The sequence below is a fragment of the Ruegeria sp. ABV4_181 genome, assembly GCF_056158465.1.
The window spans coordinates 64,993-81,098 of record NZ_JBSWTI010000002.1; the positions used below are offsets into that span (position 1 = coordinate 64,993).

Annotated in this window: 13 protein-coding genes; 4 read left to right on the top strand and 9 right to left on the bottom strand. The window is 53.6% G+C overall.

The window, feature by feature from the left end:
• Nucleotides 1-208 precede the first annotated feature (208 nt).
• The 8 genes from ACXAC3_RS00320 to ACXAC3_RS00355 all read right to left on the bottom strand — a co-directional run bounded on the left by ACXAC3_RS00320 (nucleotide 209) and on the right by ACXAC3_RS00355 (nucleotide 10,840).
• Nucleotides 209-1,381, bottom strand: coding sequence for a hypothetical protein (locus ACXAC3_RS00320; RefSeq protein WP_475154059.1), 1,173 nt, complete (start codon nucleotides 1,379-1,381; stop codon nucleotides 209-211).
• Nucleotides 1,382-1,518: 137 nt separating this feature from the next.
• On the bottom strand, nucleotides 1,519-2,250 hold the full coding sequence (locus ACXAC3_RS00325; RefSeq protein ID WP_475154064.1) for a M48 family metallopeptidase: 732 nt from the start codon (nucleotides 2,248-2,250) through the stop codon (nucleotides 1,519-1,521).
• Entirely contained in the window at nucleotides 2,247-5,534 is a 3,288-nt protein-coding gene (locus ACXAC3_RS00330; RefSeq protein WP_475154069.1) for a type I restriction endonuclease subunit R, read from the bottom strand. Before ACXAC3_RS00330 ends, ACXAC3_RS00325 begins: the two co-directional genes overlap by 4 nt.
• 127 nt (nucleotides 5,535-5,661) lie before the next feature.
• A complete protein-coding gene (locus ACXAC3_RS00335; protein ID WP_475154074.1) occupies nucleotides 5,662-6,393 on the bottom strand; it encodes a DUF3800 domain-containing protein in 732 nt (243 codons plus the stop codon).
• Nucleotides 6,394-6,396: 3 nt separating this feature from the next.
• A complete protein-coding gene (locus ACXAC3_RS00340) occupies nucleotides 6,397-7,731 on the bottom strand; it encodes an anti-phage deoxyguanosine triphosphatase (protein ID WP_475154079.1) in 1,335 nt (444 codons plus the stop codon).
• Between the two features lie 46 nt (nucleotides 7,732-7,777).
• Nucleotides 7,778-8,152 carry a hypothetical protein gene (locus tag ACXAC3_RS00345; protein WP_475154086.1) on the bottom strand — a complete coding sequence of 125 codons (375 nt, stop codon included), beginning with the start codon at nucleotides 8,150-8,152 and terminating at the stop codon, nucleotides 7,778-7,780.
• Entirely contained in the window at nucleotides 8,149-9,345 is a 1,197-nt protein-coding gene (locus ACXAC3_RS00350) for a restriction endonuclease subunit S (RefSeq protein ID WP_475154093.1), read from the bottom strand. The genes ACXAC3_RS00345 and ACXAC3_RS00350 overlap by 4 nt, the downstream gene beginning before the upstream one ends.
• Nucleotides 9,335-10,840, bottom strand: coding sequence for a type I restriction-modification system subunit M (locus tag ACXAC3_RS00355; RefSeq protein WP_475154099.1), 1,506 nt, complete (start codon nucleotides 10,838-10,840; stop codon nucleotides 9,335-9,337). Before ACXAC3_RS00355 ends, ACXAC3_RS00350 begins: the two co-directional genes overlap by 11 nt.
• Before the next feature lie 342 nt (nucleotides 10,841-11,182).
• Here ACXAC3_RS00355 and ACXAC3_RS00360 point away from each other — a divergent pair, with 342 nt between their 5' ends.
• The 4 genes from ACXAC3_RS00360 (at nucleotide 11,183) to ACXAC3_RS00375 (ending at nucleotide 14,955) form a co-directional block, all read left to right on the top strand.
• Nucleotides 11,183-11,476, top strand: a complete 294-nt coding sequence (locus ACXAC3_RS00360) for a hypothetical protein (protein ID WP_475154105.1) — start codon at nucleotides 11,183-11,185, stop codon at nucleotides 11,474-11,476.
• Between the two features lie 83 nt (nucleotides 11,477-11,559).
• Nucleotides 11,560-12,006, top strand: coding sequence for a hypothetical protein (locus ACXAC3_RS00365; RefSeq protein WP_475154110.1), 447 nt, complete (start codon nucleotides 11,560-11,562; stop codon nucleotides 12,004-12,006).
• Nucleotides 12,007-12,556: 550 nt separating this feature from the next.
• On the top strand, nucleotides 12,557-13,687 hold the full coding sequence (locus ACXAC3_RS00370) for a type I restriction enzyme HsdR N-terminal domain-containing protein (RefSeq protein WP_475154114.1): 1,131 nt from the start codon (nucleotides 12,557-12,559) through the stop codon (nucleotides 13,685-13,687).
• 269 nt (nucleotides 13,688-13,956) lie between these two features.
• Complete coding sequence (locus tag ACXAC3_RS00375) at nucleotides 13,957-14,955, top strand: LacI family DNA-binding transcriptional regulator (protein ID WP_475154119.1); 999 nt, start codon at nucleotides 13,957-13,959, stop codon at nucleotides 14,953-14,955.
• Here ACXAC3_RS00375 and ACXAC3_RS00380 read toward each other — a convergent pair whose 3' ends face one another.
• Nucleotides 14,956-16,089: a Gfo/Idh/MocA family protein gene (locus tag ACXAC3_RS00380; protein WP_475154123.1), complete on the bottom strand. Its 1,134-nt coding sequence runs from the start codon at nucleotides 16,087-16,089 to the stop codon at nucleotides 14,956-14,958.
• Between the last annotated feature and the right edge of the window lie 17 nt (nucleotides 16,090-16,106).

Here is a 16,106-nt window from a genome sequence, read left to right on the forward strand (position 1 = left end):
TGTGTAAACTTGGTGAGCGATCTGAAATGGCAACTTTTTTCTACTATTTGAAAGTGTATTACGATCAGCTTCGTTTGCGTGAAAGCCCTTTTCCCTATGGCGCGCGCCCTAAGCCGCGATGCCCGATCCTATTTACTTGTAAGTAAACGCTTACTTGTGACGTCATTTCTCAGCTTAGATCACAAAGAACTGAGCTGTTACCTGCACCCTAACTTTCAAGCCACGCTCTCCGTTCCCGCTCACCTAGGTGTCGGAAAGCGGTGGAGACTTTCTTATTCAAAACCTCATATGCAATCAAATTAGAAGTCGCGCCGCGGCCAACCCGGTTCTGTGTGATAGGCCATCCATTACGCCGAAATACCTTCTTAACTTCCGGTCTTGTTGAGCGAACATGCTCCTCCCACACCTCGTCTCTTCTCATGAGCGCAAGTAAGCCAGATTTCAGGAAAATTTCAGCACGTTTCTCTTCTTCCAGACCGTTAACTGCGCGGATTGCTGGGCTTCGTTTACTGTTAAGGCTGGCGAATGTGGGCAGCATAAATTGGAAGAATTTCTTCTGTAATTTTGTGTATTTGAAGCCTTTCAGATCGGGCAACTCGTAAAGCCCAAGGTCGTGAAGGTCTCGGCATTTGAGCGTGACCTCGACCCGGGCTCTCTTCTGATCTTCAGTCAGCTGCTTGAATGAGCCCTTCGAGGGGTTTTGCTGATCTTTCTCCTTGTTTTGGATGCGGATCATACCGCTCGTTCCTTTTTCTCCCATATACATCGTGCCATCTAAAAACGGGCTGCGAAACTCATTCGGACTAGGTCTCACTGTGAGCGAGTCCTCACGCTTTTCTCCCATTACGGGCGGCAAATACTCGGTTGTGGTAGCACTACCAGGTTGTTCGGAGATGGCTGCGGTCGAACGAGGCATATCCAATTCAGCCGCCCACCGATCCGTCGCAGCATAGTAAGTCCTCTGCAGCAGCCCTATCATTTGCTCTCTTTTGTCTTCTGCACCATCTCGGCTATATACGTCCAAACTGAATTCTATTTCCCGAATTTGAGGCGTCCTGCGTTCGCCTCGTTTTGCGCCAACAGCTGCAATCGCTGCTGCCACGACAGCGATTGATTGGGGTTCTTGGATCCTAATGTCGAACTCGTCTGCCCCCGTGCCTCCACTGGGGTTGGTGGAGGTGATCCAGCTATCACGCGGCAAGACGGTGCGAAGTTCTTGTTGGATCCACTGGAACTGGGTTCTGTTGGTAAACACCCTGACAACCACAAAGTCGATGACCGCCTTGAAGCGGAAACATTTGAGGTCCAACGTTGGTATCAGCACCTGACGGTCTCGGAAACGCGCTTGTTTGCCACCGACTTCAGATTCAACAAACGTCAATTTTCGCACTGGGCGTAGAGGATCCAGTGGCGACAGGTTAGTAGAAGTTGGCAGTGGCATTCTTGAGCCTCGAAAATTGGTTTTCGGCTGAATTTTGAAGATGTGTCTCTCGACGAGAATTGAGTTTGTATTCTCGGTCAATCGTTGGTCAAAACTTCAACAATATAGTCCAATAGTTTCTTCTGCTTTTCCCATCCTGGTGCATGCAAGCTAACCAAATCGAAAAACTCTGGACTGTGGTCGTGGTGTTTGAGGTGGGCAAGTTCATGCACGACGACGTATTCGATGCACTCTCGCGGCGCCTTGACCAAATGCGGGTTCAGGATAACTTGACCCTGAGGCGAGCAGCTTCCCCATTGGCGTGACATTTCTAACAACCGGAAAGGCGGAGGCTGATCGATCCAAGGCAGCTTTTTGGACTTCTGATCGATCAGCCGCGCGAAGTAATCTCGAGCGCGTGTGCGATACCAGGCGCGAACGATACCACGGACTTTTCTGGGATCTTTGGATTGCACCGTCACTTCCAACCGGTTTCCGCGCAATCGCGCTGTGCCTTGGGTCTTGTCGCTCTGAACTACTTTCAGCATATAGCGACGCCCCAGATACAGAACCTGTTCACCTGATACATAAGATTTGGGATGAACGTGGCGGTAGCGATCCTTAGCTTCGGCGACATGATCAGCGATCCAACGGGCCCGTTTATGCACCGCTTTGTGGACCATCTCAACGGGTTGGTTTGGTGGAGCATCGACTATGACACTTCCATCAGGCTCCACGTGGATTGCAATTCGGGTCGTTCTTCGGGGATCCGGATTAACCTGATACGGTATCTGTTCCTTGCCGTAGGTTAGAATGTTCTGGGCGGTCATGTGCCACGCCTCGCATCACCTGCACGGACGATTGCGACAACCTGCTCAATCACAGAATTGGCTGTGTCCAATCCTCCCAGAAGATTAAATAGCCGGGGCAAAAGAGCTTTTCGAATTTCCGCTTCGATGCCGGCAGGCTTGATCGAATGAGATCGAACAGCGTCTTGAACCACACCGTCGATGAAAAGTGTTTCTTCAACGAGTTTGTCTTCTCCTAGATCGTCAATCTGATTCCGAACCAGTGACATTGCGAAAGCCCCGTAGAAGGCTTGAGCCATTTTGTTGTCACCAAACCTATCCGGCACTGAGGGTGTGTCGCGATCTTCCACCATCGCTTCCAGATCAGCAAACATAGTGTATTGCTTGCCTGGGTGATCGAATAGCGCCTCGGCTTCACGGATGGCTTCCTTAAGCATTTCTGAGAACACCCGCTGAGCATAGGGATCATCTATCAGGTCCTGTTCAATCGTCTTGCGAATGCGGGTCTTGATGACATCCGCCTCTGTCCGAGTTTTTTCGTCAGACCATTCTTCAGGATCACCTGCCTGGCCCAGCGTGTCGACCCGGATGAAGCCTTCTGGGTCCACAACTTCTTGGCCGATAACTTGCTTGTCCACCATTCGTCGTATTTGGTCTTCGTATTCAGAGAAATCCACGGTCTCTTGTGCATCACGCTTGGCCTGCACACGAAGTTCGGAAAAAAACCTGAGGTCTCGTTTATAGCTCTGAATTGTCTTTTCATCGAAGGCACCGTCCTCAAAGAACGTGCGGGATGAAAGAGCCAACTTCAGGCACATTCCAAACTCAGTCAGAGCGTCGTAAAAGTCTTCACGGACTTTCTGGTTCTGGTCGATGCTATAACCAGTTCCATCCTCTGCCACTAACGGCACCAGCACGCGACGAAACTGTTCCATATCCTGTTTGTTGGCTACATCTGCAAAGATTTCCCAGAGTGCGTCATGCAGCCCGGGAAGCCGCTTATATTCGACAGATACGTTGGATACGGTGCCAGCAAGATCGTCTATCTCGTAGCCTGCTTGCGTCTGTGAGGCGAGGTCTTGGTAATCTTGGATTGAGGTATCAAGCTCGGCCAGGATGCCTCGGTAGTCGATTAGGTAGCCAAACTGCTTAGCATCATGGAGCCTGTTCACCCGTGCGACGGCTTGGAGAAGATTATGACCCTTGAGATGTTTGTCGATATAGAGCACCGCGTTGCGGGGCTCGTCAAAGCCCGTCAAAAGCTTGTCTACGACGATCAGGATGTCTGGTGCCCCGTCGGAGCTAAACCGTTCTATGACGTCCGTCTCATAGCCCTCGGGATCATTACCAACGTTCATCTTCCACCAGGCCTGAACCTCAGGGGTTTTGGTCTCATCGGTGTCTTCGTGACCTTCGCGAGTATCAGGGGCTGAGATCACGACTGCACTGGTCACCATACCAGTCAGATCAAGTGCGTTTTTGTAGCGGATAGCAGACAGTTTGCTGTCCGTTGCCAGTTGCGCCTTCAGGCCTAAACCCAGTTTGGCGAAGTTCTCGGTGAAGTGCATGGCAATGTCCCAGGCGATGAGATCAATGCGCCCACCCGCTCCGTAGACCCGTCCTCGACTGGAATACTTTTGTTTCAAGTCTGACTTCTGGCTGTCTGACAATCCCATGGTGATCTTATCGAACCAGGTATCAATCGCCGTGTCGTTGATATCCACGATGGGTCTACGTTCTTCGTAAACCAATGGGGTGACAGCCCCGTCCTCAACCGCATCCTGCATCGTGTAAGCATGCAGGATCGGGCCGAACTTGTTGCGTGTCTTATCTTCCTTCAGCAGAGGTGTTCCAGTGAAAGCGATGAAAGCCGCGTTGGGCAGTGCCTGTCGCATCCTCTCGTGGTTCTCGCCGCCTTGGCTGCGATGGCCCTCGTCAACCAGCACAATGATTTTGTCAGATGTATTCTTGCACTCCGGTAGCTTGGTGGCTGAGTTGAACTTCTGAAGCAGAGTGAAAATGATCCGTTCCGATCCAGACCCAATTCGTATGGCAAGGTCGCGCCCGGACAGGACCTTGGAAGTTTCCCCATCCTTTTTGGTCGCAACAGCCGAGCCGAACGCCCCGCCCGTCAGGAAGGTAGAAGCAAGCTGTTTTTCGAGGTCCACGCGATCTGTGACAATGATAATTCGACACCCCGCCAAGTCCTGATCAAGCAGAAGAGCCTTTGCTAGGAACACCATTAGGTTGGACTTGCCTGACCCCGTGGTGTGCCAAATCACGCCGCCCTCACGACTGCCATCGGGCTTCTGCTTGGCCACCTGTGAAAGGATCGCCTTGGCTCCCTGAACCTGCTGATACCTCGCCGCGATCTTGCCGAGCTTTTGGTCGAAGAAGATGAAGCGCCTTGTGAAGTCGAGCAGGCGGTCAGGACGCAGCAGGCTGATAATCAAGCGATCCTGCTCTGTGGGCCACACAGCGCCGCTGTGGAGCCTGTCGAAGTCGTCCCGCATCCAAGCGGGCTTGTCGGCGAACAGTGCCTCCCTCTGGGCCTCTGAGAGGGGGGTGGACTTAACCGCCTGCATCTCGACATCTGTGATCTCTTCTTCAGTCCACGTCCCCCAAAACTTGGCAGGCGTCCCCGTGGTGCCATAACGCCCATCGGTGCCGGAGATTGACAGCAGGAGTTGCGAGTAGACGTAGAGGTCCTGGATACCGTCAGGCTTTTGGTTCCTCAGGTGCTGGCTAATCCCTTCTGTGACCATCGCGGTGTCCTTGGTGGAAGACACGGGCCGCTTTGCTTCGATCACCACCAGGGGAATACCATTCACATAACAGACCACATCAGGCCTAAACCGTCCCATGCCCGCAGGGCGTTCAACGCTGAGCTCTTCGGTGACCTGAAGCGCGTTGGCGGTTGGATTAGTCCAGTCGATCAACGGCACGGTGACGGATGTGCGTTGCCCATTGACGAACTCGGTCACAGTGATCCCTAGCGTCAGATGTTTGTAAATCGCCTCATTGGCAGGGATTAGGCCTTCGTTCAGTCCGGTTGCACTGATTTCTCGCACCACCTGGTCAATACCGCCAGGAGAAAGGGAGTAGCTCTGCCCCTTGAATTCGAACCGATGGCACCTGAGGCGCTCGCGCAATACAGGCTCCAGCAGGACTGCACGTTCAGATCCGCGCAAGGCCAACGCATCAGCGGGGGTTATGTAGTCCCAACCCATCGCCATCAACGTATGCAAAGCTGGGAGCTTGGATGCCGCTTCTTCACGGGTGTCGGGAGTGCGGGAGTGGGTCATGATGCAACGGCCTGCTGCCAAAAAATTTGCATTCTGGTAGGAAGTTTCCTACATACTAGGCAAGGATTGGGAATTACCTGGTCGGCGATAGGGTGCTGGGAAACTGGTGCCCTTTTGCTCTTTTGAGTCATGGAAACTGCTTGATCGCTCCCATCTTGGTCAAAATTACATCGTAGGCGCGGTTTGGTTGATTGGGGCGCAAGGTCTTCAATGCAATGGGTCGTGCAGTGAGATCAGCAAGCTGAAGTCCCGTTGAATTGACAGATTTCTTGGCGAATTTTGGTTCAAAATCCATGATTTCAAACTTGTGCTTGCGATAGCCCCAATGTCCGTCTCCAGCTACTATCCTACGGAAGGTTAGCTCAAGGTCGTCATCCTCTGATTTGCCACGGCATTCGAAAACGACGTGTGTCAACTTTCCTTCCTGACCATTTTCTCGCAGGAATGTCTGCAATCGCTCCAAGCAGAAGTGCAGCGCTAGATCATACGGACTCCAAGGATTGGCATACTTGTCTGTCAGCTTCACCTTATCGATGACGGATCCGATGATCGTGATTGGCGCATCTACCATCACCTGGGTCAGGTCTTCGTAAAATTGTTCGCGTAGGGCGCGATCCGTCAGCAAGAAAGTGAAATCGCCTTTCGACTTTCGGATTTCGTGCTCATGCAGGACAACGGAATCGTGGCCCCAATACTTGAACTTGAGCGCCTGCATGGAGGGAACGACCTGGACCAGATAGTCGTCTTTTTTCACCACGCAGAACGACAAGGAGAATACCGGAAAATCCGCGTCGATGGAGGTCACGCTGTGATCACCGCTTTCATCAACATACACGATGTAATCCGAAAACTCCGCCATGCGTTACAGCCTGTCGAACACGGAGCCTACGCGCGGCTCAAACAACTGCTGATAACGCTTCGTGGCATAGTCGTCGGTCATGCCAGCAATGTAGTCACAGATAACCCGCTTCTTCAGGTCATCACTCGAGGCTTCGTCATGCCGACGAGCATCGCGTTTGGGCAGAAGTCTTTCCGGATCAGTTGCAAAGGCGTGGAAGAGTTCGGTGACAATCTTCTGACCCTTGAACTCAAGCTGCTGGACCGTGGTGGTAAAAATCACCTGATTAACAACTAGGCCTTGCAACACATCTAGAACCGCACGGGCCTCCTTTGCTAGAACGGCCTGATACCCGAAGATAGGGTTGCCAAATTCGTGAGGGTTTGATGTGTCCAGTGTCGTATGACGGATGCAGAAATCGACCAGCGCACCGATGGCCTTCTTCCGCTTGTAGGTATGTGACGAAAACAGGTTCGCGATGAGATTGCTATAGCTCATCCCGTCTGACCATTCACAGAACCCACCAATGTCTTCGGCTTTCACTCCGGCCTCGAATGCCGCGCGGTCGATTAGTCCCAGACCAATCGCATCCTCAAGGTCATGAACCCCGTAAGCGATGTCGTCGGCGATCTCCATGATCGAAGTGTCGAGAGCGTGGTGCAGAGTCTTTTTGTGCTTGTTGTCGCCCTGGTGCTTGAGCTCACCACTGATCCGAGCCCAATCGCTGAGGTCTTTGGCGATCCAATCGACAACCTCGATTTCCGTATCGAGGTAGCACTCAGGTGGTTTAAACGGCTTGGCCTTGAATACCGAGGAGGCGCCGTCGGTATCCGCCCCTTCATACTGTTTCTTGTTCACCACTGCGCTCAGCGGTGCGGGATACTTGAGCACACCCAACAGAGACCTGCGGCTCAAGTTCATACCAAGCGTTTCATGATACGGTTCGATCAGCGCCATGATACGCAGGGTCTGACCGTTTCCCTCAAACCCGCCATGACCGATCATGCAGCGGTTCAACGCAATCTCGCCGCCATGACCGAACGGAGGATGGCCGAGGTCATGAGCAAGACATATAGTGCGGATCAGGATCGGGTCAGGCAGGATGTCGTAGCTGGGTGTCCCTTTGATCGCAGCGGCTTTGAACCGGCGTGCGATGCCTTCACCGATCTGGCTGACTTCCATCGAGTGGGTCAGGCGTGTCCGGTAGAAATCGCTGTCACCGACACCAAGCACCTGCGTCTTGGCCTGAAGACGGCGGAAGGCGGCGGAGTGCACGACCCTAGCATAGTCCCGTTCATAAGCAGTGCGCCCGTCTTTGGTGACACCACCATCCCTACGTTCTTCCCAATACTCGACCATTAAGTCTCTCATCAAAGTCTTTGTTTATCAATTTGTTAAACCACTTCTACTGTCTAAACACTAAGCCCAACCGTTCAAGCTTTTTTGCGAATTCGGGCGCGTCACCCGTCAAATGGCCACCGTCGTCTTGTGTTTGCCCGTCATTTTTGGCGACGCAGATAGGCAAACCCGGTATTTCGCCTAGAAGTTCAACACATCGGGTTCCAATGCCCTGATGAAGATATTGGCGGTTGCAGCCCTCCAAGAAGGCGTTGGTCATTTTCAGGTAATAGCCATCAGGAGCCATGGAGACTTCAATGAGCCTGCATTCAATTGCCCCTATTCGGTTTCCGGACTGATCAAAGACCGTCGCGTCATAGTTGTCTTCATCAATCTTGATCGTGACGATTGAGCCGTTTTTTGTTTTGAATGTTGTCTTCATACGGAAACCCGCCGTTTGCCCGTGAGAAGCTGCTGCATCAGCGCTTTCTTTTCGGCGCGGAGTTTGGATACTTTTTTCTTTAGAATAGATATTTGGCCGTCTTCGGCGTCCAGGATTTCGGCAATGCGTTCCTGCTCAGGAAAAGAAGGTAAACGGACCATGCAGTTTCCGATTTCCCCCAGATTGATTTTCTTGGGAAACGCCACGTGGATCATCCGCTTGTGAAGTTCGCGTTGAAACGGCTGAGCGTTTAGATATTGCGAAAGAAAATGGGGAACAACACGATGGGCGGGTTTGATCAACGCTAAGCTAACATAAAAAGAAGCCCGGACATCCCAGTCAATCAAACGAGCTGTTCCTACGTCCCCGATGCGAGTCATCAGTATGTCTCCATGCTCTAGTTTGACTCTCTGATTTTCCTTTTCAAAGACTTCCTCAGAAATAAACTTGGTTACTGAGAAATCATCCTTTGTAACGTGTTCGACGCTGTAGAATGGCACACCCAACTCAACATACTTTGGGGTGGAGTGGGTGCCATCGAAAATCTTTGCGACATCCCGTAGGCGAACTTCTTCCCAGGGTTGGTCGTCGAACCCCGAGAAGCGGCGCTTGCCTGTGAGGAGGGATTGCATGAGGGCACGTTTTTGGGCTTTCGCAGTGGTCAGCAGGGCCTCAGTCTTCTCGATGGCCGCATCCCAGGTCGAGAGGATATCCGCGATCTTCCGCTGCTCGGGGAGTGGCGGGAGTGTGATCTGCAACTTGCGAAGATCAGCCAGCGAAATCTCTGTAAACGTGCTGCCCTTTGAGACGGCATGAACCCGCGCCCGAACAGCGTGGCTGCCGAGTTGATACCTAAGAAAGCGATTGTCAGCATTCCCGTTCACCGCCAGACGGGCAGTGCCTTGGGTCAAGTTAGCTTCCGGCAAAGTGTCGGGCACAATGCTGGATGCGCCCGTATTCCCCCGCAGTGAAATGATGATGTCACCAGGCTTAATGGTGGAGCGTTTGTAACGTTTGTGGATCTCTGGCGATGTTCTTGCCAATCCATCGGCCTTGATTTGCCCGCCAACGTCGGAACTCTTGATGTAAGGGATGCCGTCATCGACATGCTCCCCAGCCTGAACAATTCCGTAGACGATTTTCTCGTCGCAGACCTGTTGCAGGAGCCTTTCATCCCACCCCTCAAGAACCATACCCAAGCTCCCGCAGAAATCCCTCCATGCGGGCTTCCAACTCGGCCAGATCGGCCTTCAGCGCGGCCCGCTGGGCTCGCACAGCCATCAGGTCAATCTCTTCTTCCTCCTCGAACGTGTCCACATAGCGGGGGATGTTGAGGTTGAAATCGTTCTCCTCGATCTCCTTTCTCTTGGCACGGTAGGCATACTTGTCCACGGTTTCCCGAGCCTCGTAGGTCGCCACGATCTTGTCGATATGGGTCTGGTCCAGGGTGTTCTGGTTGGTGCCAGAGATAAACTCCCGACTGGCATCGACGAACATCACGCTGTCGTCTGCTTTGTGCTTTCGGAACACCAATAGCGCCGCGGGGATGCCTGTGCCGAAGAATAACTTTTCCGGCAGGCCGATGACAGCATCAAGCAGGTTTTCCTCCACCAGCTTCTGCCGGATTTTTCCCTCAGACGATCCACGGAATAGCACCCCATGGGGCACGACCACCACGGCGCGACCTGATTTGGGTTTCAGCGTCTCGATCATGTGCAGGATGAAGGCGTAATCGCCTTTGGTTTTGGGCGGGATGCCACGTCTGAACCGTCCGAATTTGTCCGTCTCGGCGGCCTCGGTCCCCCATTTATCCAGGGAGAAGGGAGGATTGGCCACGACCACATCGAAGTGCCGCAGCGCGTCGTCTTTAGTGCGCAGCTTGGGGTTGCGGATCGTGTCGCCCCATTCGACCTGGTGGTTCACTTCCCCGTGTAAAAACAGGTTCATCTTGGCCAGCGCCCAGGTGGATCCAATGGCCTCCTGTCCAAACAGCGCGTATCCCTTGCCGCCCTTGTCGTGGATCAGCTTGCCACATTTCATCAGCAGCGAAGCCGAGCCACAGGTAGGATCGCAAATGTGGTTCCTAGGTTGGGGGTCGGCCAAGCGGGCCATGAGATCAGACACCTCGGCAGGGGTATAAAATTCTCCCGCTTTTTTGCCTGCCGTGGCCGCAAAGCGCGAGATAAGGTATTCGTAAGCCCCACCGATGATGTCGAGTTGACCGACACGTGACGGGCGCAGATCCAAAGCTTGCTTGGCGAAATCTTCCAGTAAGTGGCGGAGAATGTCGTTCTTCTGCTCTTCGTCTCCGAGCTTGTTGGAGTTGAAGCTGATATCCTGGAACACATCGCGCAATTTGTCGCCGTTGGCTTCTTCGATCGCATGAAGGGCCTTATCGATACGTTCGCCATTCCCGGCCTCGTGGCGACGGGCATGCAGATTGTCAAATCCAGCACCAGTGGGTAGGACAAATGCCTCCTGCTGCATCAATGCGTCCACCAACTCCGGAGCTCCGGGGTGTTCAGCTTCATACCGAGACCGATGATCTTTCCAAACGTCACTGACATATTTCAGGAAGAGCATCGTTAGGACGTAATCTTTATAGATCGACGGATCGACCACGCCCCGGAAAGTGTCACATGCTCCCCATGCGGATTTGTTGATTTCGGATTGGGTGATGGGGGTCATCGTCTCTGCCTGCTCGTTCGAGTTTTGTTTTGCCGTAAGTATCTTGTGGTCGCCTGGGGAACTCAAGGGTCTTCCAAGCCTTTGGACATATCTGATTGGTGTTCGATTCAGCGATTGAGGAATATTGAAATGGCAATGACACCAGCGGAACGAAAACGTCTACAGCGGCAGCGGGAGAAAGAACAGCAACGTGCCACGTAGGATAGCACTTACCCCTTCCTCAAACGGACATTCAGTGAGCAAGCAGAAGCACGCGGCGGGTTCACTGAATTCGAGCTGCCATTGTGGACGGCGGGCATAGATGCGCCCTCGTTCGACGATGAGCGCGGTCCAGAGGCGTTCGTGCTGGAGGATGCGACTCAGGGAATAGAAAATCCGTTTGGCGGCGCGCAGGGCACCGTAGGGCGGGCTGAGGTGATCATCGATTGCCTAATCGACGCAGCCGTGGGGCTAGCCGTGGTGGTGAATGCCTATAAGCAGCAGGAGATCACCAACTACCTGGCAGAACTGGAACGCTCTGATACGGCAGACAAGACCACGGCCATGAGTGAAGCCGTGCGGCTCAACAAGATGCTGGATCAGCTTGATAAGCAGGTCCGCAGGTCTTTCCCTCAGTGGAAAGTTACGGGCATCTAGGCGCTCAAAGGAGCGACGTGGCTTCAGTTTGGCGACCAGAACCACGCCGCATTTTTGCAATGTTCAACAATAGGATGAACACTATGAACGAGAATACCACCAACACTCCGGCAGGGGCAACACTGACTCAGAAAGAACTGTTTCAGCGATTCCTGGATTCTCCGGTCTACCCGCGCACACACAAGTCCACTCTTGTGGACAACAAAGCTGTTAGTGATGAGACGATGAAGGATCACTTGTTTGGATTTAGCGCATGCTCTTGCGTGGGAATACCCGAAGATGTGATTGACCGGATCATTGACGATCTTCGGGCGGATGACGATCCTGCTGGCTCTCTTGAAGAACTCATTGATCAGCTCAGAGGCCTTCTTGTGGAGATGCAAAGGCTTGAAGTTGAATTCTCGGCTGTTGCTGCACTTACTCGCACCAAAGAGCCCGAAGAGGATGCACCGGACGAAGTGTTCCGCGAGTGGGAAGACAACCCCCGCTATGTGCTGCCGGTGGTCGAAGTAGGAAAGGATGCAGCATGAACGCCGCGTCTAATGTTGTCCCGTTCCCGGAGCGAGCGCGCGACTGCGCCTGGAAGGCTGCCGAAACTGAATGTCTTCTGGATACTATGCTTGATGCAGCGTCGAGGGCAGCGGAAGAGCTCCGCGCGGCCGAGCGGATTTTGACTAAGTTGAAAGCTGAATTTGCTGACAGTCAACCTGATGATTAATCTAGAAACCCGCCGGTGCAAGCTGGCGGGTTTCTTGATTCAAAGTCATACCTTTTAACCGGTTCGATTCTCATCTACCCCTCGTGTCATGGTTGCACAGTTTAGGAGCTGATATGCGAGTTGAGGTTCAGGTCACTGACACCACCCTTGAAGGCGAATACCGGGATGTAGATGGCCTGTCAGGCCAGTGCGAACGGTGTGGTCACACAGTCGAAGTCTATGGCGATAGTGACGCCTCAGAGCGGGCGCTTTGTGCGAAAATGCGTGAAGAATGCCTAGAGGGAGAGAGTAATTTTTAGGTGGCAAAACGCTGATCGGCAAATTGATCATGATTTCGCATTGGCAAACTTGGCGCTAATAAAATGAAAGTAATATCAGATATTTCCTTGGAAAACGCATCTAGCTTTAACGAAGCGGATGTCCGCTATCACTTTGTCAATAAAGTCGTCGAGCATCTAGGCTATGACGGGGCTAACGGAACATACCTGAAACTCGAAGAAAAACTAGAATACCCCTATTATTACATTGGACACAAATCGAAAAAGAAAGACCTACCGCTCGGATATCCAGACTATAGAGCCGGACTTAAGGGGCGAAGGGGGAGTTTTATCATAGAAGCGAAATCGCCGTCCAAGCCAATTTCAGATAATGTTGTGGGGCAAGCACACTCGTATGCCACACACGCGGAGGTGGGTGCAAATTATTTTGTCTTGTGTGACGGTTTGCGTTTCCAAATCTATGAGTCGCTTTCAGGGCCGTCTCCGGATCCTATAGTTGATCTGAAAGTATCCGAAATTAACGAATACTTCTACGAGATCGAAAACATACTATCTCCCTTAAACCTTCAAAAAAACTGCAACAAGACTCATGATACCGGCCTGCGTTTAAGCGACGGCTTAGGTTCTAGTATAGGTGTTCTTGTTGGCTCGTATGACCTGCAATGGGCAGAATACCGGTTCGATGTGGGTGGCGTCGACCAAACAGAGACTTTTAGAAGGCTTTTACCTCAACTTGCTGAATTAGATAATCAAATTGCAATGATGAGAGAATGCAAGTTGGTCGTCGAAGATGGAACTGCATCACGAAATGAACACGGGCGCATCGTTGCCGACGTTAAATTCTCCGGAATCACAAAAAGTAATCAACAAGCGATGCAGTTGATGGGCTTGGACAAGATTTCGTTCGAAACAGAAGAGAAGTTTATTTCGACGGACAGTTCGCAACCAACTGCTTTTGAAGCCGTGACAGGGTTCGAAGTTCACAAAGGTGTCGCGTTGCCTACAAGTCTGTTCGGCGTCCAGATTCGGTCAATTGATGTTGGAGTCAATGGCGATCTTTTCATAAGTGCAAGTATGGTTTTCAGTGAGAACGCTATCTCCGGTAGCTACGGTGGATCTGCAAACTACTACCTACAAATTCCCGGCATCGGGAAGACAGTTATGGAGTTCGATTTTTCAGGTAAATTCAATTTACGACCTTTGGGAAAGGTATAGCCTTGTAAGCGAGCCTTGACGCCACGTCATCCGGCCCATTTTAGGGCCGGTTACACGGTTACAAAACCACACGTAAGGCATTGATTTTACACGATGCGTCGGGAGTTCGAGTCTCTCATCACCCACCATCCCGCTTTCGCAAATTTGCCACGGACTCGGCGTCACACAGCATCGCTGATTGCAACCGATTGCAAGTCTGGTGCAATGGTGCATAGTATTTCCCCCATGTTATCACCTTTCCGCCATTCCCCCATTCGCGGGTATCAGCCATGAGTGTCACCCTGAAAGACGTCGCCGCGCTGGCGGGTGTTTCGCGCTCGGCAGTCTCGCGCACCTTTACCGAGGGCGCGTCCGTTTCCGCCAAGACACGCAGCAAGGTCGAAAAGGCCGCTCAGCAGCTGGGCTATAGTCCCAATGCGCTGGCCTCGTCGCTGACTACCGGGCGCACCAAGCTGATCGGTTTGATCTCCAACAACTTTCACAACCCGATATTCCTTGAGGTATTCGATCAGTTCACCCGCGCCCTGCAGGAACGGGGGTTGCGGCCACTGATCGTGAACCTGACCGATGAAACCGAACCCGCCAATTCGGTTCGGATGCTCAGGCAGTATTCGGTGGATGCCGCCATCGTGGCCTCATCCACGCTGCCGCCCAGCTTTGCCAAGGCGTTCCACGACGCAGGCGTGCCGGTGGTGCACACGTTCGGGCGTTCCGCCACGTCGCCCGAGGTGCATGTCGTGGGGATCGACAATGTCGAATGCGGGCGCATGGCCGCGCGCGAGTTGCTTGCCCGCAGCTATCGGCGCGTCGGATATCTGGGCGGACCCAGGGATGCCACCTCGGCGATGGACCGATATCGCGGTTTCATGGAAGAGGTTGAGCGGCATGCCGATCTTGAAGTGACACATTCCTTTGCCGACAACTATTCCTTCGAGGCCGGACGCGCCGAGATGCTGCGCCTGTTGCAAGGTACCCCGGCCGAAGGGTATTTCTGCGGCGATGACATCCTGTCGATCGGCGCATTGTCGGCACTGTCGGATCACGGGCTGAAACCGGGCCGGGATATCGGGATCATCGGCCTGAACGACATGGAAATGTCACGTTGGGAAAGCGTCGATCTGACCACCATTCACCAGCCGATCAAGCAGATTATCACCTCGTCGGTCGATCTGGTCGAAGAGATGCTGAAAGATCCCGAGCGCTATCCCGAAGCGCGGATTTTTCCCTGCCGCGTGATCGAACGGGGCACGTTGCGGCCCCGCCCCTGATCAGCGGAACATCGGCGGGCGCGCGTCTGTCCACGCGCCGTCATTTCTGGACGACGCGACGGCGGCGTGCACGGCGGCAATCGAGCGGACCCCATCGGACGGTGTGGGCAGCCCATCCCGTGCCTCACCCAATATGGCGTCTGCCAGATCGCAATAGATATTCGCCACCGCCAACGGAAAACCTTCGGGATGTGCGATAGCCACGCGGGACAGGCGCTGGGTTTCTTCGTGCAGGCCGCCTTCGCCCTTTTCGATGATCTGAGTGCGCCCGCCCACGGGGGTATAGACCAACTGGTTGGGATGCTCGGACGCCCAGCGCAACCCGCCCGTTTCACCGAATACCTGAATGTCGAACCCGTGCTGACGCCCGATGGCGACGGACGAGGTCCACAAACGGCCAACCGTGCCACGCTCCATTCGGAAATTGACCATGGCGTCATCCTCCAACTCGCGGCTTGCGATAGTAGAGGCCATGTCGGCGGACAGCGATTTCACCTCATCGTCGCAGATGAAGCTGGCCATATGCAGCGCATGTATCCCGCAATCGGCAAACTGGCCGGAAACCCCTGCCATCGCCGGATCGTAGCGCCAGCGCACCCGCGGGTTGTCGGCATCGGTGGCATCGCCGTGATGGCCGTGGCTGAAGTTGGTCACAACCAGCCGGACCTTGCCCAGATCCCCCGCACGCACCATCGCCCGCGCCTGCCGCACCATCGGGTAGGCAGAATAGCAGTAATTGACCGCGCAGATCTTGCCCGAGGCTTCGGCAACGCGAACGATCTCTTCGCCCTCGTCCACTGTCATGGTCATCGGCTTTTCGCACAGAACGTTGAAGCCGGCCTCAAGAAAGGCTTTGGCGATTTCGAAATGCGTTGCGTTCGGCGTGGCGATCGTCACCAGATCGATACGGTCGGCGCGATCCTTTTCGCCTGACAGCATTTCCTGCCAGTTGCCATAGGCACGGTCGGCGGAGACACCCAGTCTTTGGGCGTATTCGCGCCCCACATCGGCGCGATGGTCCAGCGCGCCGGCAGCAAATTCGAACATTCCGTCCGCCAGCGCGCCCAAACGGTGGGCGGGTCCGATCTGGCTGCCTTCGCCGCCACCAATCATGCCCCATTTCAGCTTTGCCATGGTTCTTGTCTCTCTTC